Annotated in this window: 19 protein-coding genes; 8 read left to right on the forward strand and 11 right to left on the reverse strand. The window is 66.3% G+C overall.

Annotated features, from left to right (window positions below):
* The first annotated feature begins 9 nt into the window (after window positions 1-9).
* The 3 genes from GRB80_RS06660 to GRB80_RS06670 all read left to right on the forward strand — a co-directional run bounded on the left by GRB80_RS06660 (window position 10) and on the right by GRB80_RS06670 (window position 3,583).
* Entirely contained in the window at window positions 10-1,770 is a 1,761-nt protein-coding gene (locus tag GRB80_RS06660; protein WP_161422983.1) for a potassium channel family protein, read from the forward strand.
* Between the two features lie 165 nt (window positions 1,771-1,935).
* A complete protein-coding gene (locus GRB80_RS06665) occupies window positions 1,936-2,226 on the forward strand; it encodes a DUF4235 domain-containing protein (RefSeq protein WP_132041585.1) in 291 nt (96 codons plus the stop codon).
* Window positions 2,227-2,350: 124 nt separating this feature from the next.
* Window positions 2,351-3,583, forward strand: a complete 1,233-nt coding sequence (locus GRB80_RS06670; RefSeq protein WP_161422984.1) for an amino acid deaminase — start codon at window positions 2,351-2,353, stop codon at window positions 3,581-3,583.
* Window positions 3,584-3,588: 5 nt separating this feature from the next.
* On the opposite strand, the gene GRB80_RS06675 is transcribed toward GRB80_RS06670, so the two are convergent.
* The 7 genes from GRB80_RS06675 to tkt form a co-directional block, all read right to left on the reverse strand.
* Window positions 3,589-4,566, reverse strand: a complete 978-nt coding sequence (locus GRB80_RS06675) for a 2-hydroxyacid dehydrogenase (protein WP_161422985.1) — start codon at window positions 4,564-4,566, stop codon at window positions 3,589-3,591.
* A gap of 192 nt (window positions 4,567-4,758) precedes the next feature.
* The gene (fba, locus tag GRB80_RS06680) at window positions 4,759-5,823 is read right to left on the reverse strand and encodes a class II fructose-bisphosphate aldolase (RefSeq protein ID WP_161422986.1); all 1,065 of its coding nucleotides are present in this window, start codon (window positions 5,821-5,823) and stop codon (window positions 4,759-4,761) included.
* A gap of 82 nt (window positions 5,824-5,905) precedes the next feature.
* Window positions 5,906-7,075, reverse strand: a complete 1,170-nt coding sequence (locus GRB80_RS06685) for a phosphoglycerate kinase (RefSeq protein ID WP_161422987.1) — start codon at window positions 7,073-7,075, stop codon at window positions 5,906-5,908.
* Between the two features lie 38 nt (window positions 7,076-7,113).
* Window positions 7,114-8,139 carry a type I glyceraldehyde-3-phosphate dehydrogenase gene (locus tag GRB80_RS06690; protein ID WP_161422988.1) on the reverse strand — a complete coding sequence of 342 codons (1,026 nt, stop codon included), beginning with the start codon at window positions 8,137-8,139 and terminating at the stop codon, window positions 7,114-7,116.
* Between the two features lie 52 nt (window positions 8,140-8,191).
* Window positions 8,192-8,908, reverse strand: a complete 717-nt coding sequence (locus GRB80_RS06695; protein ID WP_161422989.1) for an LrgB family protein — start codon at window positions 8,906-8,908, stop codon at window positions 8,192-8,194.
* Entirely contained in the window at window positions 8,901-9,275 is a 375-nt protein-coding gene (locus GRB80_RS06700) for a CidA/LrgA family protein (protein ID WP_161422990.1), read from the reverse strand. Before GRB80_RS06700 ends, GRB80_RS06695 begins: the two co-directional genes overlap by 8 nt.
* A gap of 113 nt (window positions 9,276-9,388) precedes the next feature.
* Complete coding sequence (tkt, locus tag GRB80_RS06705; protein WP_161422991.1) at window positions 9,389-11,401, reverse strand: transketolase; 2,013 nt, start codon at window positions 11,399-11,401, stop codon at window positions 9,389-9,391.
* 253 nt (window positions 11,402-11,654) lie between these two features.
* Between tkt and metK the strand changes: the two genes are divergently transcribed.
* The 3 genes from metK (at window position 11,655) to ahcY (ending at window position 16,155) form a co-directional block, all read left to right on the forward strand.
* Window positions 11,655-12,875, forward strand: coding sequence for a methionine adenosyltransferase (gene metK, locus GRB80_RS06710; RefSeq protein ID WP_161422992.1), 1,221 nt, complete (start codon window positions 11,655-11,657; stop codon window positions 12,873-12,875).
* Window positions 12,876-12,987: 112 nt separating this feature from the next.
* Complete coding sequence (gene ligB / locus GRB80_RS06715; RefSeq protein WP_132041575.1) at window positions 12,988-14,679, forward strand: NAD-dependent DNA ligase LigB; 1,692 nt, start codon at window positions 12,988-12,990, stop codon at window positions 14,677-14,679.
* A 66-nt stretch (window positions 14,680-14,745) separates the two neighbouring features.
* Window positions 14,746-16,155: an adenosylhomocysteinase gene (gene ahcY / locus GRB80_RS06720; RefSeq protein WP_161422993.1), complete on the forward strand. Its 1,410-nt coding sequence runs from the start codon at window positions 14,746-14,748 to the stop codon at window positions 16,153-16,155.
* Between the two features lie 31 nt (window positions 16,156-16,186).
* Here the strand turns inward: ahcY and GRB80_RS06725 are convergent, their stop codons facing one another.
* Window positions 16,187-16,990, reverse strand: a complete 804-nt coding sequence (locus GRB80_RS06725; RefSeq protein WP_161422994.1) for an AraC family transcriptional regulator — start codon at window positions 16,988-16,990, stop codon at window positions 16,187-16,189.
* Between the two features lie 92 nt (window positions 16,991-17,082).
* Between GRB80_RS06725 and GRB80_RS06730 the strand changes: the two genes are divergently transcribed.
* On the forward strand, window positions 17,083-18,099 hold the full coding sequence (locus GRB80_RS06730) for a bile acid:sodium symporter family protein (RefSeq protein ID WP_132041572.1): 1,017 nt from the start codon (window positions 17,083-17,085) through the stop codon (window positions 18,097-18,099).
* On the opposite strand, the gene GRB80_RS06735 is transcribed toward GRB80_RS06730, so the two are convergent.
* Window positions 18,063-18,998, reverse strand: a complete 936-nt coding sequence (locus GRB80_RS06735) for an AEC family transporter (RefSeq protein ID WP_161422995.1) — start codon at window positions 18,996-18,998, stop codon at window positions 18,063-18,065. The two genes, GRB80_RS06730 and GRB80_RS06735, sit on opposite strands and share 37 nt — an antisense overlap.
* Before the next feature lie 162 nt (window positions 18,999-19,160).
* On the opposite strand from GRB80_RS06735, the gene metF reads away from it, so the two are divergent.
* On the forward strand, window positions 19,161-20,003 hold the full coding sequence (gene metF / locus GRB80_RS06740) for a methylenetetrahydrofolate reductase [NAD(P)H] (RefSeq protein WP_132041570.1): 843 nt from the start codon (window positions 19,161-19,163) through the stop codon (window positions 20,001-20,003).
* A 93-nt stretch (window positions 20,004-20,096) separates the two neighbouring features.
* On the opposite strand, the gene GRB80_RS06745 is transcribed toward metF, so the two are convergent.
* Together GRB80_RS06745 and GRB80_RS06750 are read right to left on the reverse strand one after the other, a co-directional pair.
* A complete protein-coding gene (locus GRB80_RS06745; protein ID WP_161422996.1) occupies window positions 20,097-22,295 on the reverse strand; it encodes a TRAP transporter permease in 2,199 nt (732 codons plus the stop codon).
* 86 nt (window positions 22,296-22,381) lie between these two features.
* Complete coding sequence (locus tag GRB80_RS06750; protein ID WP_132041568.1) at window positions 22,382-23,365, reverse strand: TAXI family TRAP transporter solute-binding subunit; 984 nt, start codon at window positions 23,363-23,365, stop codon at window positions 22,382-22,384.
* Window positions 23,366-23,443: the final 78 nt, after the last annotated feature.

Consider the following 23,443-nt stretch of genomic DNA (forward strand, 5'->3'; position numbering starts at 1 on the left):
AACGAGCCGATGACGACCACTTCCGATCTCGACCGTGTAGGAATGATCCTGCTGCGCTACATGCGCCGGCCGCTGTTCGTGCTGCTCTTCGTCTATTCGTTGGGGATCATCGGCATGGTCCTGATGCCGGGGCGGGTCGTCGATGGTGAAACGACCCATATGGACCTCTTCCACGCCTTCTACTTCTTTACCTATACGGCGACCACGACCGGCTTTGGCGAACTACCCAACGGTTTCAGCGATGAACAGCGCCTGTGGACGATCTTCTGCCTCTATACCGGTGCCATCGCCTGGTTCTATGCGATTGGGTCGCTGATCAACCTAGTTCAGAACCCTCACTTCATCCAGTCCATGGAGGGGTTCCGGTTCGCGCGCAAGGTCAGGCGTAACGCGGAGCCTTTCGTCATCCTGTGCGGTTTCGGTGATGCCGGCAGCCTGCTTGCCCGGGGGCTGAGCGACCATCGCATGCGAGCGGTGATTCTCGATGTGGACCCGGAGCGCATCAAGGCGCTGGGGGTACGCGACTACACGGTGGCGATGCCGGGGCTCTGCGCGGATGCCGGTGCACCCAAGCATCTCCTGGCGGCGGGTGTCGAGCACCCCGCCTGTCGAGCCCTGGTGACATTGACCAATGATGACGACACCAATCTCAAGATTGCGGTGATGGCACGGCACCTGAACCCGAGGCTTCAGGTCATCTGCCGTTCCACATCGACGCGTCATGGCGGCACGCTACAAGCGCTGGACAATGTCACGGTGGTCGATCCCTTCGCGATCTTCGCGCAGCTTCTCTACTGGGTGATCGCACGCTCCGAACTGCATAACCTCAATGCATGGTTCGTCGGAGCACCCGGCGTGACGCTCGGCAGCCCGTTGCGGGTGCCCCAGGGGGAGTGGATCCTGTGCGGGTTCGGCCGAATGGGCCACCGAATCCATCGTTGTCTTCACGACCATGGCATCGGCGTCCGCGTTATCGATCCAGGCGAGGAGGGTGAGGCAACCGAGACAGAGAAGGATCCGGTGTTGGCCCAGGCCGACCACTCGTCGCTGGAGGCGGCCGGGATCGGAGACGCTGCCGGTATCGTTGCCGCGATGAATCGCGATGCCGACAATCTCAGCACGCTGCTGTCGGTCAATGAGCTCAATCCCGATGTATTCCGCATCGTGCGTCAGAACAGCCATGAGAATCAGGTAGTCTTCGATGCCGCCAGGACCGATCTGGTCCTTCAGCACAGCCTGACGACGGCGCGCCGTATCCTGAAGCTGCTGATCTCGCCGCTGATCCAGGAGTTGATCGACTGGCTGGCGCAGCGGGAGCCGAACCAGACGGAGGCACTGGTGGCTCGACTGCAGGTGGCCGTCGGTGACGAACCCCCACACCTGTGGTCGGTCAGACTGAACCCGGACGAGGCGCCGGCCGTGACTCGACTCCTGAGCGAGGAGGGCGTGGTCACGCCCGGGGCCCTGTGTCGCGATGCGCGCGCCTTCTCACAAGCGCTACCGTGCGAAATGCTGGCCATTCGCCGTGAGGGGCAGTCGATCATGCTACCGGACGCCGACTTTCCCCTCGCGGCGGGGGATGAGCTGCTCTTCTGCGGAGTCCAGGCGGCGGAGCCCATGCTGCAGGCGACGCTCCATAATCCCTATACGCTTCATTATGTGCTGACGGGGGTCGATCCACCGCGTGGCTATGTGTTCACATGGTTTGCCGATAGGTTTGGGGAGCGTTGCCGTGATAACACGTCGGACAGCCGGCACCCTCGAACATGACGCCCGAGGCTTGCACAGGGGCGGTATGGTTCACACAGGTGGTGGCGTTGGCCTGGCGCGCGTTTTCCAGGTCAGTGTCGACTAGCATGAAGCAAGGCCCGGAGCGGTCGTTTCCTGATCGATGATCCCTCCGGTGAGATTCACACCCAGCAGGCGAGGTACAGCATGAAGCAGGACACCCTCTGGTCGCTGGCCGGTTCCGCCGCGGCGGTGGCGGCCAGCATGATGGCCCGCAAGGCGGCGGACAAGGCCTACCAGAAAGAGGTGGGCGAGACCCCACCGGAAAATCCCGATGAGCCTGACGTGGAGTGGCGTCAGGCCCTGCTGTGGGGCGCCGCCACCGGCGTGCTGGTGGGAGTCGCCCGGGTGGTGGGCAGGCGCGCCGGGCGCGAGGTCATGCACAGGGCGCCCGGTACTGGCAAGAAGGGGGGAGTGTTGCCCCGGCTGAAGCGGTAGCACGTCACGCAGAGCTCGGAGACAATACAAGGCAGCGGCCCCCCGAACCAACGGTGGGGCCGTTTACGCTATTGGTCATGGGGCATGTGGCTACCGCCGCCCCGATACGAGGAGAGGGTCTGTAATGAGCGAAGTGGGACTGCACTGCGACAAGGGGCGCGTCGAGACCAGCTCGGCGCTGCTTACAGGTGTCAGCCTACCGGCGGCGGTGATTCATGAGGCGCCCCTGGCCCATAACCTGATCTGGATGCAGCGCTTCGCCGAGGCCCATGGTGCCCGACTGGCTCCCCACGGCAAGACCACCATGAGCCCGACGCTGTTCCGGCGCCAGCTCGAGACCGGCGCCTGGGGCATTACCCTGGCCACCGCACCCCAGTGTCGAGCCGCCTTCGCCCATGGGGTGACGCGACTGCTGATGGCCAACCAGCTGGTGGGAGAGGCCAATATGGCCATGGTGGCGGGGCTGATCCAGGCCGGGGCGGAGTTCTACTGCGTGGTGGACAGCAGCGACAACGTGGGCCAGCTGGGGCGCTTCTTCGCCGATCGGGGCCTGCACCTCAATGTGCTGATCGAGCTCGGTGTGCCCGGCGGGCGCTGTGGCTGCCGCACTACCGCCCAGGTCGAGGCGCTGGTGGCGGCGATCGCCGAGCAGCCCGCCCTGCGCCTGGTCGGCATAGAGGGCTATGAGGGTCTGATCGCCGGCGGCGACGAGGTCGCGGCGGTGCGTGCCTATGGGGAGCGGCTGGTCGAGACCGTCAAGGTACTGCACGGCAGCGGGGTGCTGGCAAGCGAGGCGCCCATCGTCACCGCGGCGGGCTCCCGGTGGTTCGATCTGATTGCCCAGGCCTTCGACGAGGCGGAGTTGAGGGAACACTACACACCGGTGCTGCGGCCGGGGTGCTATGTGGTGCATGACCACAGGCTCTATGCCGACGCCATGGCCGAGGTGAAGGCGCGCGACCCGCACCTCCAGGGCGAGCTGCAGCCGGCGCTGGAGGTGTTCGCCCATGTGCAGTCACTGCCCGAGCCGGGACTGGCCATCGTGGGCCTGGGCAAGCGCGATATCGGTCACGAGCCGGACATGCCGCTGCCGTTGCGGCACTATCCGCGCGACACGCTCGCAACGATGGACGGGGCGGTGACTGCGCCTAGTAGCTGGCGCGCCACGCATATCATGGATCAGCACCTCTTCCTGGAGATCCCCCATGATTCCGAGATGGGTAGTGCCGAACTCGCGGTCGGTGATGTTATCGCCTTCGGCACCTCCCACCCCTGCCTGACCTTCGACAAGTGGCGCCACCTGCTGCTGGTGGACGAGACGTTGACGGTTACTGAGTCCGTGGCGACCTGCTTCTAGGCGGCTCAGGGCCTCCAGGCCTCCTCGTTGACCAGGCTGATGGGACGCTGCCCCTGTAGTGCCCGGCTGATGTTGTCCACGGCACGCTGTGCCATGGCATCCCGGGTCTCGCGAGTTGCGGAGCCGATATGCGGCAGGGCGACCACGTTGGGCATATGGGGCAGGGGGGACTCGGGGGAGAGCGGCTCCTGCTCGAAGACATCGAGCCCGGCGGCACGCACCTGGCCCTTCTCCAGCGCCGCGATCAGGTCTGCCTCCCGCACCACTCGGCCGCGGGCAATATTGACGAAGATCCCCGAGGGCTTCATCAGGCTGAATTCACGAGCGCCGATCAGGTGTTCGGTCTCGGCGGTCAAGGGGACGGTCACACAGATGATATCCGCCTCTTCGAGTAGCGCGTCCATCTCACGACGCTTGGCCCCCAGCTCCTGCTCCAGGGCCGGCTTGGGTGAGGCGTTGGAGTAGAGTACGCGCATGCCGAACCCCAGGGCACCGCGGCGCGCGATGGCGGCGCCGATGCGGCCGAAACCGATCATGCCCAGCGTCTTGCCGTACACGTCGCTGCCGAACTGTGCCTCGCCGATGCTGGCCTGCCAGTCGCCACGCCTGACGAAGTCGGCCAGTTCGACCACGCGGCGAGATGCCGCGAGTATCAGCGCGAAGCCGGTATCTGCCGTGGTCTCTGTGAGCACATCGGGCGTGTTGCAGAGCAGGATGCCGCGCCGTGTCAGCTCCTCCACCGGGATGCCGTCGTAGCCCACGGAGATGGTGGCGATCGCCTCCAGGTTTGGTGCGGCATCGAGCCACTCGGGGGTGATGACGAGTCCGCTGCCGATCAGACCATGGGCCCTGGGCAGGGCGTCAAGGAAGGCGGGGTCCTCGGCAGGGGTGGCGCCCTGACAGACCTGAACCTCGAAGTGTTCGCCGAGCTGCGCCAGCTGGACGTCCGTCAGGCGGCCATGGACCAGGATATGTTTCTTCATGCTGCACCGTTCCATTAATCAATCATCGATGAATATCGAAGCGGGACCATTATCTGGTATCTGAAGGTATAACACCTCGCGTTCTGCCCGTGCCCTTGCGAGTCACACCGGGCAGTGGAGCATCAACCAGGGGCAGATACAAAACGGGCGGCCCTGAGGCCGCCCGTTGATCATGCGAGGTGCGAGGTATGCTTAGCGCACCTTGGGGTCCAGCTCGCCGCTTGCGTAGCGCTCGAACATCGCTTCCAGATTGATCGGCTTGATCTTGGACGCGTTGCCGGCGGTGCCGAAGGCCTCGTAGCGATCGATACAGAGATCGCGCATGGCGGTGACGGTCTCCTTGAGGAACTTGCGCGGGTCGAACTCGCTGGGGTTCTCGGCCAGGAAGCGACGCACCGCGCCGGTGGAGGCCAGACGCAGGTCGGTATCGATATTGACCTTGCGCACCCCATGCTTGATGCCCTCGATGATCTCCTCGACGGGCACGCCGTAGGTCTCGGGAATCTCACCGCCGTGGGCGTTGATGATCTCGAGCCACTCCTGGGGCACCGAGGAGGAGCCATGCATCACCAGGTGGGTATCGGGGATGCGGGCGTGGATCTCCTTGATGCGCTGGATGGAGAGAGTGTCGCCAGTGGGCGGCCGAGTGAACTTGTAGGCGCCGTGGCTGGTGCCGATGGCGATGGCCAGGGCGTCGACACCGGTGGCCTTGACGAAGTCGGCGGCCTCTTCCGGGTCGGTGAGCAGCTGCTCCATGTCCAGCTTGCCCTCGGCGCCGATGCCATCTTCCTCACCGGCCATGCCGGTTTCCAGGCTGCCCAGGCAGCCCAGCTCGCCCTCCACTGAGACCCCACAGGCGTGAGCCATCTCCACGGTGCGGCGGGTCACGTCGACGTTGTATTCGTAGCTGGCCGGGGTCTTGCCATCCTCGCCCAGGGAGCCGTCCATCATCACCGAGGAGAAGCCCAGCTGGATGGAGCGCTGACATACCGCCGGGCTGGTGCCGTGGTCCTGGTGCATCACCACCGGGATGTGCGGAAACTCTTCCACTGCGGCCAGGATCAGGTGGCGCAGGAAGGGGGCACCGGCGTACTTGCGGGCACCGGCAGAGGCCTGGACGATCACCGGGGAGTCGGTGCGGTCGGCGGCTTCCATGATGGCGCGCATCTGCTCGAGGTTGTTGACGTTGAAGGCCGGCACGCCGTAGCCATGTTCGGCGGCGTGGTCCAGCAGCTGGCGCATGCTGATCAGTGCCATATTCTCACCTGTCGTTCGTGGTGGCGGCGGCGCCCGGAGGCAGCCGCCGCGTGTAGAGTCGTGTCGGGATTCGTCTAGTCTATCAGGCCTGGGCCGCGGCGGCTTCCAGGGCGGCGACCGCCGGCAGGGTCTTGCCCTCGACATACTCGAGGAAGGCGCCGCCACCGGTGGAAATATAAGAGACCGCATCGGCGATACCATACTTGTCGATGGCCGCCAGGGTATCGCCGCCGCCGGCGATGGAGAAGGCCGGGCTGTCGGCGATGGCCCGGGAGATCACTTCGGTGCCCTTGCCGAACTGGTCGATCTCGAAGACGCCGACCGGACCGTTCCATAGAATGGTGCCGGCATCCTTGAACATGTCCGCCAGGCGAGTGGCGCTCTCCGGACCGATATCGAGGATCATCTCGTCATCGGCGACCTGGTCCACCGGCTTGACGATGGCCTCGGCGGCGTCGGAGAACTCGGTGGCCACCACCACATCGCTGGGCAGCGGGATCTCCACCCTGTCCATCAGTGCCTTGGCCTGGTCGATCAGGTCGGCCTCGTGCAGCGACTTGCCCACGTTATGGCCGGCTGCGGCGATAAAGGTGTTGGCGATGCCGCCGCCGACGATCAGCTGGTCGCACTTCTCGGAGAGCGCCGTCAGCACCTCCAGCTTGGTGGAGACCTTGGAGCCGCCGACGATGGCGGCCATGGGGCGGGCCGGAGTGGCCAGCGCCTTCTCCAGGGCATCCAGCTCGGCGGCCAGCAGCGGGCCGGCACAGGCCACGGAGGCGAAGCGTGCCACGCCGTGGGTGGAGGCCTGGGCGCGGTGGGCGGTGCCGAAGGCATCCATCACGTAGATATCGCAGAGGGCGGCATACTGCTTCGCGAGCGCCTCGTTGTCCCTCTTCTCACCCTGGTTGAAGCGCACGTTCTCGAGCAGCACCACCTCGCCGTCGGTCACCTCGACCCCGCCGTCCAGGTACTCCTTGACCAGCCGTACCGGGCGGCCCAGCAGCTCGCCCAGGTGGTCGGCCACCGGCGCCAGCGAGAACTCCTCGGCGGGCTCGCCTTCGGTGGGGCGGCCCAGATGGCTCATCAGCAGCACCCGGGCGCCGCCATCCAGGGCGGCCTGGATGGAGGGCAGGGCGGCACGCAGGCGCGCATCGCTGGTCACCTTGCCGTTCTTGACGGGCACGTTGAGGTCCTCGCGGATCAGCACACGCTTTCCGCTGAGGTCGAGGTCGGTCATCTTGCGCACGTTCATCGGGGGGTGTTCCTCATCTTGGGGAAACCGTAAGGGGATCAGGGAGCGTCGAGGGGCATGGCGGCCAGGCGCCGCGTGACATCGAGCATGCGGTTGGCGAACCCCCACTCGTTGTCGAACCAGCACAGCAGCTTGATCAGGCGGCCACCGGCCACCCGGGTCTGGGTGGCGTCCACGATACCGGAGCGTGGGTCGTGGTTGAAGTCGACCGAGGCCATGGGCTCCTCGGTGTAGCCCAGCAGGCCGGCCAGGCGCCCGCGGCTGGCCTCGGCGAGCAGATCGTTCACCTCGCTGGCGCTGGTGTCCTGGCGCACCGTGATTGCCAGGTCCATGGCCGAGACATTGATGGTCGGCACCCGCATATGCAGGCACTCGAAGCGACCGGCCAGGTGAGGCATCAGGCGGTTGATGCCGCGAGCCAGGCCGGTGTCCACCGGAACGATGGAGTGCATCGCCGAGCGGGTCAGGCGCAGGTCGGTCTGGTGATAGGCGTCGATCACCGGCTGGTCGTTCATCGCCGAGTGAATGGTGGTGGTGACGCCGTGTTCGATGCCGAGTGCCTCGTCGAGCACGGTGAGCACCGGTACCAGGCAGTTGGTGGTGCAGGAGGCCGCCGAGACGATACGCCGGGTGGGGACCAGTTCGTGGTCGTTGATGCCGCTGACGATGGTGGCGTCGACGTCGGCCTCCGCAGGCTGGGAGAACAGCAGCCGGCCGGCGCCGGCGTTCAGGTGGCACTCGGCCGTGGCGCGATCCTTGAAGCTGCCGGAACACTCCAGTACCAGATCGATATTGAGCTCCTGCCAGGGCAGGCGGCGGGGATCGGGCTCGGAGAGCACGCGGATCCCACGGCCGTCGATCACCAGATGGTCGCCATCGACCTCGACCCGCGCCGGGAAGCGGCCATGGGTGGTGTCGTAGCGGGTCAGGTAGGCGATGGTGTCGAGCCCCGACAGCTCGTTGATGGCCACCACCTCGAGCTGTGGCTCGGCACGCTCGACAAGAGCGCGCAGCACGCACTGGCCGATGCGGCCGTAACCGTTGATGGCGATGCGATAGGCCATGGCGTCGAGCGTCTCTCCAGCGGTTAGTGAAGATCGGCGATTCTAGCGTATTTCAGCCGACGAGTCCCGGCAGCCGCCAGGCCAGTGGCAGCAGCAGGGCGGTGAGGATGCCGGTCAGGCTCATGCCCAGCGAGGAGAAGGCACCGGCGGTGGGGCTGATCTCGAAGGCGCGAACCGTGCCCAGGGCATGGCCATTGATGCCCAGCGCCAGGCCGAGCAGGCGCTCATCCTGGATGCCGAGCCAGCGTGCCACCAGGCTGACGCAGCCGATCGCCGCCACACCGGTGACCAGCAGGCCGCCCATCAGCAGCGCCACCGAGCCGCCCAGGCGTTCGGTGATGCCGATGGCGATGGGGGCGGTGACCGACTTGGGGGCCAGCGAGGCGAGGATCTCGGCGGGGGCCCCCATCACCCAGGCGATGCCTACCGCGTAGAGGGCGGCCATGGTGGCGGCGATGGGCAGGCAGAGCAGCAGCGCTCGCCACAGCTCGCGGATCTTTCCCATCTGCTGGTAGAGGGGCAGGCCCAGTGCCACCGTGGCCGGTCCCAGCAGCAGCGTCATCCAGCCGGCTCCCGCACGGTAGTCGGCATAGTCGATGCCGAGCAGCCATAGCGCGGTGGCCAGCAGCAGGGCGGCCACCAGCAGCGGAGGACACCAGGCGGGGGCACGCAGGGCACGAAACAGCCGGTCGCCGGTGAAGTAGGCGGCGAGCGTGAGTGCCACGGCGGCGAGGGGGTTGGTCATCAGCTGCTCGATCAGATCACTCATGGGAGGCCTCCCGGCTGTCGGTGGTGGCATCTGCCAGCAATCGACGCATCAACCACAGGGTGGTGAAGACGCTCAGCAGGGTACCCAGCAGCAGGGCGACCAGGATGGCGGTGAGTTGGCCGGCAAGCTCGTCGAGGATAAAGAAGATGCCCACCACGCCGGGCATGATCAGCAGTGCCAGGGCGGCGATCAGCGGCCGGGCCGCGGCGGCGATATCGTCGAAGCCGCCGCCGTGGAGCGCTAGCCAGGCGGTGAGCAGCAGCATGCCGATCACGCCGGCGGAAACCGGCAGGCCGGTGAGAATCACCAGTGCCTCACCGGCCAGAAGAAAGCCGATCAGCCAGAGGAAACCACGCAGCGCAGACATGTTGTTCCTTTTGCAAAAGGGGGTAAGAGTGAAGTCAAAAGGGGGCGCGACCGTGGTCGCGCCCCCTTTGCATTACAGCGGTTCAGTCTCGGTGACCGGCGGCGTCCGGGGACTCACTCTTTCTCCAGCAGCTCACCCGCCTGCTTGACCAGATTCTCCACGGTGAAGCCGAAGAGCTTGAACAGCTCGCCCGCCGGGGCAGACTCGCCATAGCTACGCATGCCGATCACGCGACCGTCGAGGCCCACATACTTGTACCAGAAGTCGGCATGGCCGGCTTCGATGGCGATGCGACGGGTCACGGCCCTGGGCAACACGCTCTCGCGGTACTCGGCATCCTGGGCGTCAAAGCGGTAGGTGGAGGGCATGGAGACCACACGCACGGCGTGGCCGGCCTGCTCCAGCTCGGCGGCGGCGTCCATGGCCAGGCCGACCTCGGAACCGGTGGCGATCAGGATCAGGTCGGGGGTGGCGTCACAATCCTTGAGCTCGCTCTCTTTCAGCACATAGCCGCCGCGCTGGATATTGGCCAGCTGCTGCTTGGTGCGCGACTGGTGGGGCAGGCCCTGGCGGGAGAGTACCAGCGCCGTGGGGCCGGCGTTGCGCTTGATGGCGGCATCCCAGGCGGCGGCGGTTTCGGTGGCGTCGCAGGGGCGCCAGGTGGCCAGGTTGGGGGTGGTGCGCAGGTTGGTGAGCTGCTCCACCGGCTGGTGAGTGGGACCGTCTTCGCCCAGACCGATGGAATCATGGGTGAAGACGTAGATGGCACGTTTGCCCATCAGGGCCGCCATGCGCACCGCGTTGCGCATGTACTCCATGAAGATCAGGAAGGTGGCGCCGTAGGGAATGAAGCCGCCGTGCAGGACGATGCCGTTCATGATCGCGCCCATGCCGAACTCGCGGACCCCGTAGTGGAGGTAGTTGCCCTCCGGGGTCTGCGGGGTGATCGCCTGCGCCCCCTCCCAAAAGGTCAGGTTCGAGGGTGCCAGGTCGGCGCTGCCGCCGAGCAGCTCGGGCAGCTGCGGCCCTAGCTCGTTGAGGCAGTTGAGCGAGGCCTTGCGCGAGGCGATGGACTCACCCTTCTCCTGGGCACGCTGCACCATGGCTTCGCTGGTGAAGGCGGTGGGCAGCTTGCACTCCATGCGGCGAGCAAACTCGCGAGCCAGCTCCGGGTGGGCCTCGGCGTAGCGCTCGAAGCGGGCCTGCCACTTATCCTGTTGGGTCTGGCCGGCCTCGCTGGCGTCCCAGCCACGATAGATCTCCTCGGGCACATGGAAGGGCGCGTGGGGCCATTCGAGGCGCTGACGAGCGGCGGCGACCTCGTCCTCGCCGAGCGGGGCGCCATGGGTGGCGGCGGTACCCTGCTTGCCGGGGGCGCCGAAGCCGATGATCGTCTTGCAGATGATCAGGCTGGGCTTGTCATCCTGGCTGCGTGCCATCTCGATGGCGGCCTGGATCTCCTCGGGCTTGTGGCCGTCGACGTTGGGTACCACGTGCCAGCCATAGGCTTCGAAGCGCTTGGCGGTGTCCTCGGTGAACCACTCCTCGACCTCGCCATCGATGGAGATGCCGTTGTCGTCATAGAGGGCGATCAGCTTGCCGAGCTGCTGGGTGCCGGCCAGGGAGCAGGCCTCGTGAGAGACGCCCTCCATCAGACAGCCGTCGCCGACGAATACATAGGTGTAGTGGTCGACGATGTCGTGACCGGGGCGGTTGAACTGGGCCGCCAGGGTCTTCTCGGCGAGCGCCATGCCCACGGCGTTGGCCAGGCCCTGGCCCAGCGGGCCGGTGGTGGTCTCGATCCCCGGCGCGTAGCCGTATTCGGGGTGGCCGGCGGTCTTGGCATGAAGCTGGCGGAAGTTCTGCAGCTCCTCGAGGCCGAGCTCGTAGCCGGTGAGGTGGAGCAGGGAGTAGAGCAGCATGGAGCCGTGACCGTTGGAGAGCACGAAACGGTCGCGGTCTGGCCACTTCGGGTCGGCCGGGTTGTGCTTGAGGTAGTCGTTCCACAGCACCTCGGCGATGTCGGCCATGCCCATGGGCGCGCCGGGGTGGCCGGAATTGGCCTTCTGGACGGCATCCATGGAGAGGGCGCGAATGGCGTTGGCCAGTTCGAAACGTGACGGCATGGGAGAGCTCCTCGCCTGCGTTCCACGCCGTACGGAGGCGGGGACGGGCTGTCTGGCTGGATCGGACACCGCGCGGGAGGGGCGCGGCGTGGTCGAATTCGGTGGCGTATTGTCGCCGACTTGACGTTGCGCTTCAAATCGTGGATGCCTCGCCACCTGCCAGCGTGTAGACTCTTGGCCCCAATATGAGGCCCACCGCGGCCTGTTTTTTGTGACTTGTTGTGACATCCGTGACTCCACGGTCGAGGACGCCATGAGCGAATACTCCCTGTTTACCTCTGAATCCGTCTCCGAGGGGCACCCGGACAAGATCGCCGATCAGATCTCCGATGCCGTGCTCGACGCCATCATCGCCCGCGACAAGCAGGCGCGTGTGGCCTGTGAGACTCTGGTCAAGACCGGCGTGGCGATCGTCGCCGGCGAGATTACCACCTCCGCCTGGGTCGACCTGGAGGCGATCGTGCGCGAGGTGATTACCGGTATCGGCTATACCTCCTCGGATGTCGGCTTCGATGGTCTGACCTGTGGTGTGCTCAATCTGATCGGCAAGCAGAGCGTGGATATCGCCCAGGGCGTCGACCGCAGCAAGCCCGAGGACCAGGGTGCCGGCGATCAGGGCTTGATGTTCGGTTACGCCACCAACGAGACCGATTCCTTCATGCCGGCGCCGATTCACTATGCCCATCGTCTGGTGGAGCGCCAGGCGGAACTGCGCAAGCAGGGCCTGCTGCCCTGGCTGCGCCCGGATGCCAAGAGTCAGCTCACCTTCCGCTACGATGCCGAGGGCAAGCCCTGCGCCGTGGATGCCATCGTGCTCTCCACCCAGCATGATCCTGAGATCGACCAGCAGGAGCTGCGCAAGATGGTTCGGCGCGAGATCATCGAGCAGGTGGTGCCTGCCGAGTGGCTCTCCGACGAGACCAAGTACCATATCAACCCGACCGGCAAGTTCGTGATCGGCGGCCCGGTGGGCGACTGTGGCCTGACCGGCCGCAAGATCATCGTCGACACCTACGGTGGCACGGCCCGCCACGGTGGTGGCGCCTTCTCCGGCAAGGATCCGTCCAAGGTGGACCGCAGTGCCGCCTACGCCGGTCGTTACGTGGCCAAGAACATCGTCGCCGCAGGGCTCGCCGACAAGTGCGAGATCCAGGTCTCCTACGCCATCGGCGTGGCCGAGCCCACCTCGGTCGCCATCAACACCTTCGGAACCGGCAAGGTGGATGAGGCGAGGATCATCGAGCTGGTCCGTGAGCACTTCGACCTGCGGCCCAACGCCATCACTCGCATGCTCGATCTGCTGCACCCCATGTATCGGCTGACCGCGGCCTACGGTCACTTCGGCCGTGAGCCCTTCGAGACCTCCTACACCTGGACCGATACCGAGGGGCAGCCGCACACCGAGACCTTCACGGCCTTCCCCTGGGAGAAGACCGACAGGGCCGCGGCCCTGCGCCAGGCCGCCGGTCTCTAGGAAAAGCCTGATGCAATAGGCTCAGGCCTACGCGAGATGATGGGCCCCGCCGGCAGTAGCGGGCGGGGCCCATTGCTAGGGTAAGAGCAAGCCCCTCGCCGAGGTGCCGCCCATGCACCTACTTCGCCTTTCGCGCTCACTGCACCTGACCTGCCTGCTAGCCCTTCTTCTGGCCGTGCCGGTTGCCTCTGCTTCCTGCACGTCACCGCCCTCGCCGGATTCCGTCGCCGCGCTGCTGGCTCGCCTGGCCGAGTGGGACGACGCCTACTTCCGGCGTGGCGAGTCGCTGGTGAGCGACGATATCTACGATCAGGCCCGGGCTCGGCTCGAGGCCTGGCGGCGCTGCTTTCCCGATCGGGTGCCCGCGCCGGAAATGGCGAGTTATCCCGCGGGCGAAGGCGTTCACCCCGTCGCCCAGACCGGTCTTGCCAAGCTCGCCGATGCCGCTGCCGTGGGACGCTGGTTGATGCGCCGGCCCGACGCCTGGATCCAGCCCAAGGTGGACGGGGTGGCGGTGACCCTGGTCTATCGTGATGGCCGCTTGGCGGCAGCGATCAGTCGCGGCGATGGGGTGACCGGACAGGACTGGACCGAGCGTGTGCGGCGCCTGCCGTCGGTGCCAGCTCTGCTGCCCGAGTCGTTCGATGGCGTGCTGCAGGGGGAGCTCTACCTGCGTCGGGAGGGGCATGTGCAGGCCGAGCGCGGCGATGCCGGGGCGCGTGCCGAGATCAGCGGCCTGATGGCGCGCAGGGTGCTGAACGCTGACGACGCGGGCCGGGTCGGGGTGTTTATCTGGGACTGGCCCGACGGTCCGGCCGATATGGGCGAGCGCCTGGCGGGGCTCTCGAGGCTCGGCTTTGTCGATACGCTGGGCTTTACCCATCCGGTAGCGGATCTGGCCACGGTCAAGCAGTGGCGACGCGCCTGGTTTCAGGGACCGCTGCCCTTCGCCACCGATGGGGTGGTGCTGCGTCAGGCCTCGCGGCCACCCGCCGAGGCCTGGCGGGCCGAGCCGCCGGAGTGGGCGGTGGCTTGGAAGCATCCGCCCCGGGAGGCACTGGGCGAGGTGCGTGGGGTGGAGTTTCGCATCGGCCGTACCGGGCGCATCACCCCGCTGCTCCACCTGCACCCGGTGACGCTCGAGGGGCGCACCATCCGCCGAGTCAGCGTGGGATCGCTCTCCCGTTGGCAGGCGCTGGACATTCGCCCCGGGGATCACGTCGTTATCGCCCTGGCCGGACTGACCATCCCGCGCCTTGAGGGCGTGGCCTGGCGCACTGTCGAGCGTCGCCCGCTGGTGCTTCCGTCCCCGGCACGCTACCACGCCCTGAGCTGTCTACGCCTGGTGCCGGGCTGTGAGGAGCAATTCCTGGCGCGGCTTGAGTGGTTGTCCGGCGATCAGGGGCTGGCCATGACCGGCGTCGGCCTGGGAACCTGGAAAGCGTTGGTCGAGGCGGGGCTGGTCGAGGGGCTGCTCGACTGGCTGGAGCTGGATCGACAGGCGCTGCGCCGCGCCCGAGGCATCGGCGAGCGCCGAGCCGACACTCTGGTGGGGCTCTTCGCGACGACAGAGGAGGCGCCCTTTGCGCGCTGGCTGCAGGCGCTGGGAGCGCCGCCCGGAGTAGAGGCCGCCCTGCCGGCCGACTGGCACACCCTGGAGCGTCACGCCGAAGACGACTGGGGAGCCATGCCCGGTGTGGGGCCGGGGCGCGCCGAGGAGCTTGGCGAGTTCTTCGCCCACCCGGAGGTGCGGCGCCTCGCCGAGCGGCTTGGCGAACTTGGGGTCGCCGGGTACGGGCGTTGATTGTCGGTCGCCGGAATCGCCGCCTATAGTGAAGGTCACGCTTTCAGCACGTGACGAGGTGCGCCCATGAACCAGCCCGCCGTGACCACTCCCGCCCAGCAGGACTTCAAGGTTGCCGATCTCGCCCTGGCCGACTGGGGGCGTCGCGAGATACGCATCGCCGAGACCGAAATGCCGGCGCTGATGACGATCCGTGAGCAGTATCGCGATGCTCGGCCACTGGCCGGGGCCCGTATCGCCGGCTGCATTCACATGACCATCCAGACCGCGGTGCTGATCGAGACCTTGGTCGATCTAGGGGCCAGCGTGCGCTGGTCCTCCTGCAATATCTTCTCCACCCAGGACCATGCCGCGGCGGCCATTGCCGCCGCCGGCATCCCGGTATTTGCCTGGAAGGGGGAGAGCGAGGAGGCGTTCTGGTGGTGCATCGAACAGACCGTTGCCGGCCCCGACGGCTGGACGCCCAATCTGGTGCTCGACGACGGCGGCGACCTGACCCTGTTGCTGCACGAGAAGCGCCCGGAGCTGCTCGATGCCGTTCATGGTATCAGCGAGGAGACCACCACAGGCGTGCATCGGCTGCAGGAGATGCTGCGCGCCGGCACCCTGCGTGTGCCGGCCATCAACGTCAATGACGCCGTGACCAAGTCGAAGAACGACAACAAGTATGGTTGCCGCCATTCGCTTAGCGATGCCATCAAGCGCGCCACCGACCATCTGCTGTCCGGCAAGCAGGCACTGGTGGTGGGCTACGGCGATGTGGGCAAGGGGTCGGCGGCGTCGCTTCGTCAGGAGGGGATGATCGTCAGGATTGCGGAGATCGACCCGCTGTGCGCGATGCAGGCCTGTATGGACGGCTTCGAGGTGGTCTCTGCCTATGTCGGTGGCATCAATCGGGGCGTGGAGAGCATCGACCGTGAGTTGTTGGGCCGGATCGATCTGGTGGTGACCTGCACCGGCAATATCGCCGCCTGTGATGCCACCATGCTGCAGGCCCTCAAGCCAGGGGCGGTGGTGTGCAATATCGGCCACTTCGACAGCGAGATCGACACCGGCTACATGCGCCGCCACTGGCACTGGGAGGAGGTGAAGCCCCAGGTGCACAAGGTCTATCGCGACAGCAGGCCGGGCGACTTCGATCCCACCAGCCGCGACTATTTGCTGCTGCTCTCCGAGGGACGCCTGGTAAACCTGGGCAACGCCACCGGACACCCTTCCCGGGTGATGGATGGCTCCTTCGCCAACCAGGTGCTGGCGCAGCTGCATCTCTACCGGGGGCGGTTCGCCGAGTTGCCGGCCGAAGAGAAGAGCGAGGCGCTGGGGGTGAGCGTGTTGCCACGCCACCTCGACGAGGAGGTAGCTCGCTATATGGTGGAAGGCTTCGGTGGTGTGATCACCCGCATGACCGAGGCCCAGGTCGAGTACACCGGCGTGCCGGCGGATGGCCCCTTCAAGCCTGACCACTATCGTTATTGAATGGTCGGCGTTACTGAATGAATGGCCCGCGCTAAAGAGGGGCCCGGTTAACCAGCTCCCCGGGAGTTCTGCCGAACTCCTCGCGAAAGGCGGCGATAAACGCCGACAGGCTCTCGTAGCCGCAGGCCAGGGCGACGTCGGTGACCCGCTCCCCGGCTTCCAGCCGGGGCAGGGCGGCGAATAGCCGGCAGCGCTGGCGCCAGCGGCGAAAGCCGAGCCCGGTCTGGGCGCGAAAGGCGCGGCTCAGGGTACGCTCGGCCACCCCTAGCCGGCGGGCGTGATCGCTGAGCCGGTGGGGCGCATCGGGGCGTTCCTGGATGCGCTGACATAACCGGGTCAGGCGGGGTTCGCGGGGCCAGGGTAGCATCAGCGGCACCCGGGGGGCGGCCCGTAGACGGTCCAGCAGCACCTGGGCCAGCCGGTTGTCAGCGCCCTCCCGGTCATAGAGCACCGGCAGCTCCCCGAAGGCGCGGATCAGCTCGCGCAGCAGCGGCTGCACCTCCAGCACATGGCAGTCGGGCCACTCCAGGTCGCAGGCCTCCGGATCGAGATAGAGGCTGCGGATCTCGCTGTCGCGGGAGCAGCGTACGCCGTGGAGGCGGCCGGGGGGGATCCACACCGCGCGGTCGGGCGGGGCGATGAAGCGTGCCTCGGGGGTGGCCACCTCGACCACCCCCCGGGCGGCGTAGGAGAGCTGGGCCCAGGGGTGGCGATGGCGGCGTGGGATGGCGCGGTTGGGCAGCGTCTCGCGATGGCCATAGAGCGGGCGGGGCAGGCGCTTCAGCTCGCCGAGACGCGTCGGTTCGGGGTGTGGGATGTCCGTTTGTCGATACATGGTGTCTTGTTGGCGTGAAAACGACGTGACCGTTCAGGATAGCCTGTGGCGATCCCTTCGGTCATGGCCCTTCTGTCACTCGAGGTGCACTCATGTTGTCGCGACTGCGTACCCTGTTCGATACCTTCACCCTGCTGCTGATGGCGGTGGTGGCCGTGGCCACCCTGCTGCCGGCCCAGGGAGCGGGGGAGGTATTCTTCGTCTGGTTGACCCGGCTGGCGATCGCGCTTTTGTTCTTCATGCACGGTGCCAAGCTGTCGCGTCAGGCGATCATCGCCGGCGCTACCCACTGGCGACTGCATCTGCTGGTGTTCGCCTGTACCTTCGTGATGTTTCCGCTGATCGGCTGGTCGCTCAAGCCGCTGCTGTTGCCACTGCTGGGTCTGCCGCTGTATATCGGCATGCTCTATCTATGTGCGCTGCCGGGCACGGTTCAGTCGGCGATCGCCTTCACCTCCATCGCACGGGGCAATGTGTCGGCGGCGGTGTGCAGTGCCTCGGCCTCGAGCCTGATCGGCATCGGCCTGACACCGCTGCTGCTGACACTGCTGCTGGATGCCGAGGGAGTGGGCGAGGCCGCGGTGAGCCTCGATGCGGTGGGCAAGATCGGCCTGCAGCTGCTGCTGCCCTTCGTGCTGGGCCACCTGTCGCGCCCCTGGACCGGCGACTGGATCGCCCGCAACCGCGGCTGGCTGGTGGGGGTCGATCAGGGCTCCATCCTGCTGGTGGTCTATACCGCCTTCAGCGCCTCGGTGGTGGGCGGGCTATGGCAGACCGTCTCCGCCCGAGAGCTGGCGGCGCTGACCCTTACCTGCTGCGTATTGCTGGCGCTGGTGTTGTGGCTGACCGCCTGGCTGGCGCGGCGCCTGGGCTTCAGTCGCGAGGACGAGATCACCATCGTGTTCTGCGGCTCCAAGAAGAGCATGGCCACTGGCGTGCCCATGGCCCAGCTGCTGTTTGCCGGCGGCGCCATCGGCCCCGCGCTGCTGCCCCTGATGCTGTTCCACCAGATTCAGCTGATGGTCTGCGCGGTATTGGCCCAGCGCTACGCCCGTCGTGAGGAGAGCGCCGCTCAGCCGGCTACCAGTGGCAGCATCAGCCCGAGGTAGAGCGGTATCAGCAGCGGCGCGGCCAGGGTGGTGATCAGCACCGCCTGGGCGCCCTTGCCCGGGGCGATGCCCAGCTCCATGGCCACCACCACCACGTTGGCGGCCATGGGTACCACTCCCAGCAGCAGCATGGCCATGGCCAGCTCCCGCGAGAGCGGTGTGATGGCCTGGAGCAGAAGCACCGCGCCCAGCGCCAGCAGCGGCCAGAGCACGCAACGGATCGCCACGCAGACGCCGATAAAGCGGCCATCCAGCTCGCGAATGCTGACCCTGCCCAGGGTCATGCCGATGATCATCATGCCCAGCAGGGTGTAGGTGGCGGGGAATACCGCTAATCCCTCCATGGCGGGCGCCGGTATCGTCAGGCCCAGGCCGCTGACCACCAGTGCCGCCAGGAAGGCATAGGTCAGTGGCAGCCGCACGATCTTGGCCAGGCTCTCGGCGACCGAGAATTGCCCCCGGGCGCTCAGGTAGAAGCCCACCGTGAACTCGTAGAGGGTTATGCCTAGTACGCAGAACAGATAGAGGGTGACCCCTTGCGGCGGCAGCAGCACCAGGGCCACCGGCAGGCCGAAGTAGCCGGTGTTGCCGGTGCCGGCGGAGAAGGCCAGCAGCGCGCTCTCCTGAGGGAGAAAGGCATGCCGGGTCAGGCGGTGCACCAGCAGGGCGAGCAGGCTGGCGGTGATGAAGGCGGCCAGGCTCAGCAGCAGGTAGCTGGGCGTGGGACCGCCCTGAACCAGGCCGCGAAAGAAGGTCAGGGGGGCCACCAGATAGATCAGCAGGGTCGCGATGGGGCGCGGGTCCACCGCCAGTCGGCGAGCGGCCAGCCAGCCCAGGGCGACGTAGCTCAACAGTATCCACAACGGGCCCATCAGGGCGCCGGGGTCGATGGCATGCATGAAAAATCCTTGTCTGATGGCTCAGGGGCATCATGGTGCCCGTGGTGTTGGCGGATGCCAACTTGAATGAAATCGATATGAGGCCACGAATCTTTCATTGGTGGGTAGGGTGGCGACTCGTCACAATGATCACATCATGCAGACGCTTCATGAGGAAATCCGATGAGCACGCAGCAGCACCCACTGGGTATCAGCTTCGAATTCTTCCCGCCCAACACCGCGGCCGGTCGCGAGAAGCTGGTCGGTGTGCGCGACGCTCTGGCCGAGCGTGGACCGCGTTTCTTCTCGGTGACCTATGGCGCTGGGGGATCCACCCAGGACCGTACCCTGACTACCGTGCGCCAGGTACGTGAGGCGGGCATCACGACCGCCCCTCATCTCTCCTGCATCGGTAGCGAGAAGGGACAGTTGCGCGAGCTGCTGGCTCGCTACCGTGAGGAGGGCATCGATAGCCTGGTGGCCCTGCGAGGTGATCTGCCCTCAGGCATGGGTGGCGTCGGCGAATTTCGCTATGCCAACGAGCTCGTCGAGTTTATTCGTGAGGAGAGCGGTGATCACTTCGAGATCGCCGTGGCCGCCTATCCAGAGTCGCATCCCCAGGCACCCAGCCTGGAGCAGGATGTCGAGAACTTCGCGCGCAAGGTAAAGGCCGGTGCCAACCTCGCCATTACCCAGTACTTCTTCAACGCCGATGCCTACTTCCACTTCGTGGAGCGGGCCCAGGCCCTGGGGGTCGATACGCCCATCATCCCGGGGATCATGCCGATCACCAACTACACCAAGCTGGCGCGCTTCTCCGATGCCTGTGGCGCCGAGATTCCGCGCTGGATGCGCAAGCAGCTGGAGGCCTATGGCGATGACAGTGAGTCGATCGCGGCCTTCGGTGAAGAGGTGATCTCTCGCCTCTGTCAACGCCTGCTCGATGGAGGCGCGCCAGGCCTTCACTTCTACACCCTCAACCAGGCCGCCCCCTGCCTGAAGATTGTGGACAATATCGTCGGCTGAGGTCGGCAGTGCCTGCCCTGGACTACCGGTCAGGGAACGCGAAGGGCCCCGCCATCCGGCGGGGCCCTTCGCGTGCTGCGTTACGGTGAAGCGTCAGCCGGCGGTGGAGGCCGGTGATCCGCCTCCTCCGCCCTTGCCATGCAGGCGGCGCTGCATCAGGACCAGGCCGGCGCCGATCGCCAGGCCGGCGATATCGGTGACGATGCCGCCGTAGATCATGAACAGCGCACCGATCAGCATCACCACCCGCTGCCAGCTCTTCACCGGGCCGAAGAACCAGGCCTGTACCACCGCGGCCAGCAGGATGATGCCCAGGGTGGCGGTAACGCCGACCCGCAGGATCTGCACCCAGGTGCCCTCCATCAGCATGGCGGGGCTGTAGAAGAACATGAAGGGCACGATAAAGGCGGCCAGGCCGATCTTGAACGAGGCCACCGAGGTGCCCATGGCGTTGTCGCCGGAGATGCCCGCCGCGGCATAGGAGGCGAGGGCCACCGGAGGCGTGATCGCCGATACCACCGCGAAGTAGAACACGAAGAAGTGCGCGACCAGCGGCTCGATACCGATGCTGATCAGGCCCGGGGCGACCACCGAGGCGGCCACCGCATAGGCGGCGGTGGTGGGCATGCCCATGCCGAGCAGGATCGAGATGCACATGGCGAAGAACAGCGCGAGCAGCTGGCTGACCCCGGCCAGGCCCAGCAGCAGCGAGGAGAAGCGCGCACCGACCCCGGTCAGGGCGATCACCCCGACGATCAGGCCGGCGCAGGCGCACACGGCGATGATCTGGATCGACATGGCGCCGGCCAGTTGCAGCGCCTTGAGGATGGCGCGGATGCCCATCCTGTGGGGCGTGAGCCAGCTCACCACGGCCGCCGAGGCGGTGGCCAGGGTGCCGGCACGGATCACCGAGTAGCCCATGAACAGGGCGGCGATCAGGATGATGATCGGTGCGAACAGGTAGATCTGCCTGACCAGCCGTCGGAACTGGGGGATTTCCTCCTTGCGCATGCCGCGCATGCCCTTGCGGGCGGCCTCGAAGTCGACCATGCAGTAGATCGACAGGAAGTAGAGGATGGCGGGAATCAGGGCCGCCACGGCGATCTCGGTGTAGGGGATGCCGGTGACCTCGGCCATGATGAAGGCGCCGGCCCCCATGATCGGCGGCATGATCTGTCCGCCGGTTGAGGCGGCGGCCTCGATGGCGCCGGCGCTGCGTGACGGGTAGCCCACCTTCTTCATCAGCGGGATCGTCAGCGAGCCGGTGGAGACCACATTGCCGGCCGAGGTGCCGTTGATCATGCCCATCAGGCCCGAGGCGAAGATCGACACCTTGGCCGGACCGCCACGGGCACGGCCGGCGGCGGCAAAGGCGAAGTTGACGAAGTAGTCCCCCACCTTCGAGGCCTGCAGGAAGGCGGCGAAGATGATGAACAGGATGATATAGGTGGAGGAGACGGCGGTGGTCGGCCCCAGGATACCGGCGTCGGTGTAGACCTGGCTGAAGAAGCGGCCCACGGAGAGCCCGGGGTAGCCCAAAAAGCCCGGCAGATAGGGGCCGGCGAACACATAGAGCAGGAAGATCGCCGAGATGACCACCAGGGCCAGGCCGGCAACCCGCCGGGTCAGCTCGAGGATCAGCAGCGAGCCGGCGATGGCGGCATAGGAGATGCCCATGGGGGCAAACGGGGTGCCGGTGGAGGCACGCAGCGGACTGTTGAACATCACCAGCAGGTAGCCGGCCACCGCCAGGGCGCAGACCATCAGCACCAGGTCGGCGGGTGACAGGGCTTCGCGTACCTGGCGATAGGCCCAGGAGAGCCCGATGCCGGCGGCGGTGGCCAGGATCAGCGGATAGCCGAAGTGCCAAGCCTCGATCGCCGGGGCGATGCGCATGGCCCCATCGTTCATTGCCTGGTACATCATGGCCACGCGCACCAGGGCATACAGGGCCGGCGCCAGCAGGGCATAGCTCAGCCAGCGCATCCAGGCGGGGGAGCGCTCGCGGTCATGCTCGGCGAAGCGGGTGCCGGCATAGAGGCCATAGCCGAGTATCAGCGCGCCGGCGATGTGCAGGATGCGAAATGACCAGGTCTCCAGGGGATAGACGTTGAGCGAGATGAGGTGAAACAGCGAATAGGCGATGGCCAGCGCACCGAAGAGCAGCCACTGCCAGCCGGTATACAGGCGCCGATTGGATTCGACGGCGGCCTCGTCGACGCCTTCGGCATTGACGACCTCGACGACATCGTCGGTGCCGGTGTCGTCGCGGGATTCGGGATGTTGGGACATGAAAACACCCTTGGGTGTGGAACGGACGGCAGGCATGCCGCCCCGGGTCGCTAGGCGATCCGGGGCGGCGTCAGGGTCATGCGTGGTTACCGCTTCAGGTTATCGGGGATCTCGTAGCCGTTCTCCTCGTACCAGCGTACCGCGCCCGGATGGAAGGGCAGCACGGTGTTGTACTGGAAGTTCTCCGGAATGCTGGTGGCCGCACTGCGATGGATATCCATCATCTTGTCGTTGTTCTCCAGGCTCAGCTTGGTGATCTCGTAGACGAAGTCTTCGGGCAGATCACAGCCGGCGATGGTGAAGTTCCACATCGAGACGGCGCGGGCATCCTCTTCCAGGGTCTGGTAAGTGCTGGCCGGAATCATGAAGGGCGATACCGGGAACGCCTCGAGTACCTTGGCCTGCTCCTCCTCGGTGAACTCGACGATATTGATATCGGTCTGCACCTCGAGCTGGCTGACCGCAGGGATCGGGATGCCGGCAGCGAAGGCGATGACATCGATCAGGCCATCCTGCAGCTGGCCGCCCAGGTCGTTCCAGCCGCCGTTGCGACGATCGAACTCGACACCCAGCTCCTCGAGAATGGCCGGGAAGTAGGTGTCGGAGGTCGAGGCCGCCGGGCCGAAGCCGATGCTGGCGCCGTCGGGGATGTCGGCAATCGACTCGATATCGCTATCGGCCAGGGTGGTGATGGAGAACGGTGTCTCGTACATCGGGAAGAGAGCGCAGACATTGTCCAGCGGTACCCCCGGGGCGAGAGGGCTTTCGCCGGCCAGGGCCTCGGCGGCGGGCCCCATGGTGGTCAGTCCCAGGGCGATATCACCGGTGTGGACCAGGGCGAGGTTCTGGTTGGGACCGCCGGTGACTTCACCCCCGCCGGAGAGACCCAGCTCGTCGGCGATCAGGTTGGCCCAGCCGGAGCCGTAGACGAAGTAGGTGCCGCCCTGGCTAGCGGTGCCGACGGTGAAGTTCTCGGGCCAGTCACTGCGATCCTGGGCGGCGGCGGAGGCGGCTACCAGAAGCGTGCCGGCGACGGTGCCGGCGAGCAGGCGGGTGGAGAGTAGGCGCATGGCATAGCTCCATCATGGGGTTAGTGATAACTCGGACGCGGATGCCCGAGAGATACCGTGTCATTCTGGCATTTCGCG

The sequence above is a fragment of the Halomonas icarae genome, assembly GCF_009901955.1.
Taxonomy (GTDB): Bacteria; Pseudomonadota; Gammaproteobacteria; order Pseudomonadales; family Halomonadaceae; genus Halomonas; species Halomonas icarae.

What these genes read in the sequence shown, in the direction of transcription:
- GRB80_RS06660 (WP_161422983.1), top strand. Translation starts at nt 10, where the DNA reads ATGACGACCACTTCCGATCTCGACCGTGTAGGAATGATCCTGCTGCGC.
- GRB80_RS06665 (WP_132041585.1), top strand. Translation starts at nt 1,936, where the DNA reads ATGAAGCAGGACACCCTCTGGTCGCTGGCCGGTTCCGCCGCGGCGGTG.
- GRB80_RS06670 (WP_161422984.1), top strand. Translation starts at nt 2,351, where the DNA reads ATGAGCGAAGTGGGACTGCACTGCGACAAGGGGCGCGTCGAGACCAGC.
- GRB80_RS06675 (WP_161422985.1), bottom strand. Translation starts at nt 4,566, where the DNA reads ATGAAGAAACATATCCTGGTCCATGGCCGCCTGACGGACGTCCAGCTG.
- fba (WP_161422986.1), bottom strand. Translation starts at nt 5,823, where the DNA reads ATGGCACTGATCAGCATGCGCCAGCTGCTGGACCACGCCGCCGAACAT.
- GRB80_RS06685 (WP_161422987.1), bottom strand. Translation starts at nt 7,075, where the DNA reads ATGAACGTGCGCAAGATGACCGACCTCGACCTCAGCGGAAAGCGTGTG.
- GRB80_RS06690 (WP_161422988.1), bottom strand. Translation starts at nt 8,139, where the DNA reads ATGGCCTATCGCATCGCCATCAACGGTTACGGCCGCATCGGCCAGTGC.
- GRB80_RS06695 (WP_161422989.1), bottom strand. Translation starts at nt 8,908, where the DNA reads ATGAGTGATCTGATCGAGCAGCTGATGACCAACCCCCTCGCCGCCGTG.
- GRB80_RS06700 (WP_161422990.1), bottom strand. Translation starts at nt 9,275, where the DNA reads ATGTCTGCGCTGCGTGGTTTCCTCTGGCTGATCGGCTTTCTTCTGGCC.
- tkt (WP_161422991.1), bottom strand. Translation starts at nt 11,401, where the DNA reads ATGCCGTCACGTTTCGAACTGGCCAACGCCATTCGCGCCCTCTCCATG.
- metK (WP_161422992.1), top strand. Translation starts at nt 11,655, where the DNA reads ATGAGCGAATACTCCCTGTTTACCTCTGAATCCGTCTCCGAGGGGCAC.
- ligB (WP_132041575.1), top strand. Translation starts at nt 12,988, where the DNA reads ATGCACCTACTTCGCCTTTCGCGCTCACTGCACCTGACCTGCCTGCTA.
- ahcY (WP_161422993.1), top strand. Translation starts at nt 14,746, where the DNA reads ATGAACCAGCCCGCCGTGACCACTCCCGCCCAGCAGGACTTCAAGGTT.
- GRB80_RS06725 (WP_161422994.1), bottom strand. Translation starts at nt 16,990, where the DNA reads ATGTATCGACAAACGGACATCCCACACCCCGAACCGACGCGTCTCGGC.
- GRB80_RS06730 (WP_132041572.1), top strand. Translation starts at nt 17,083, where the DNA reads ATGTTGTCGCGACTGCGTACCCTGTTCGATACCTTCACCCTGCTGCTG.
- GRB80_RS06735 (WP_161422995.1), bottom strand. Translation starts at nt 18,998, where the DNA reads ATGCATGCCATCGACCCCGGCGCCCTGATGGGCCCGTTGTGGATACTG.
- metF (WP_132041570.1), top strand. Translation starts at nt 19,161, where the DNA reads ATGAGCACGCAGCAGCACCCACTGGGTATCAGCTTCGAATTCTTCCCG.
- GRB80_RS06745 (WP_161422996.1), bottom strand. Translation starts at nt 22,295, where the DNA reads ATGTCCCAACATCCCGAATCCCGCGACGACACCGGCACCGACGATGTC.
- GRB80_RS06750 (WP_132041568.1), bottom strand. Translation starts at nt 23,365, where the DNA reads ATGCGCCTACTCTCCACCCGCCTGCTCGCCGGCACCGTCGCCGGCACG.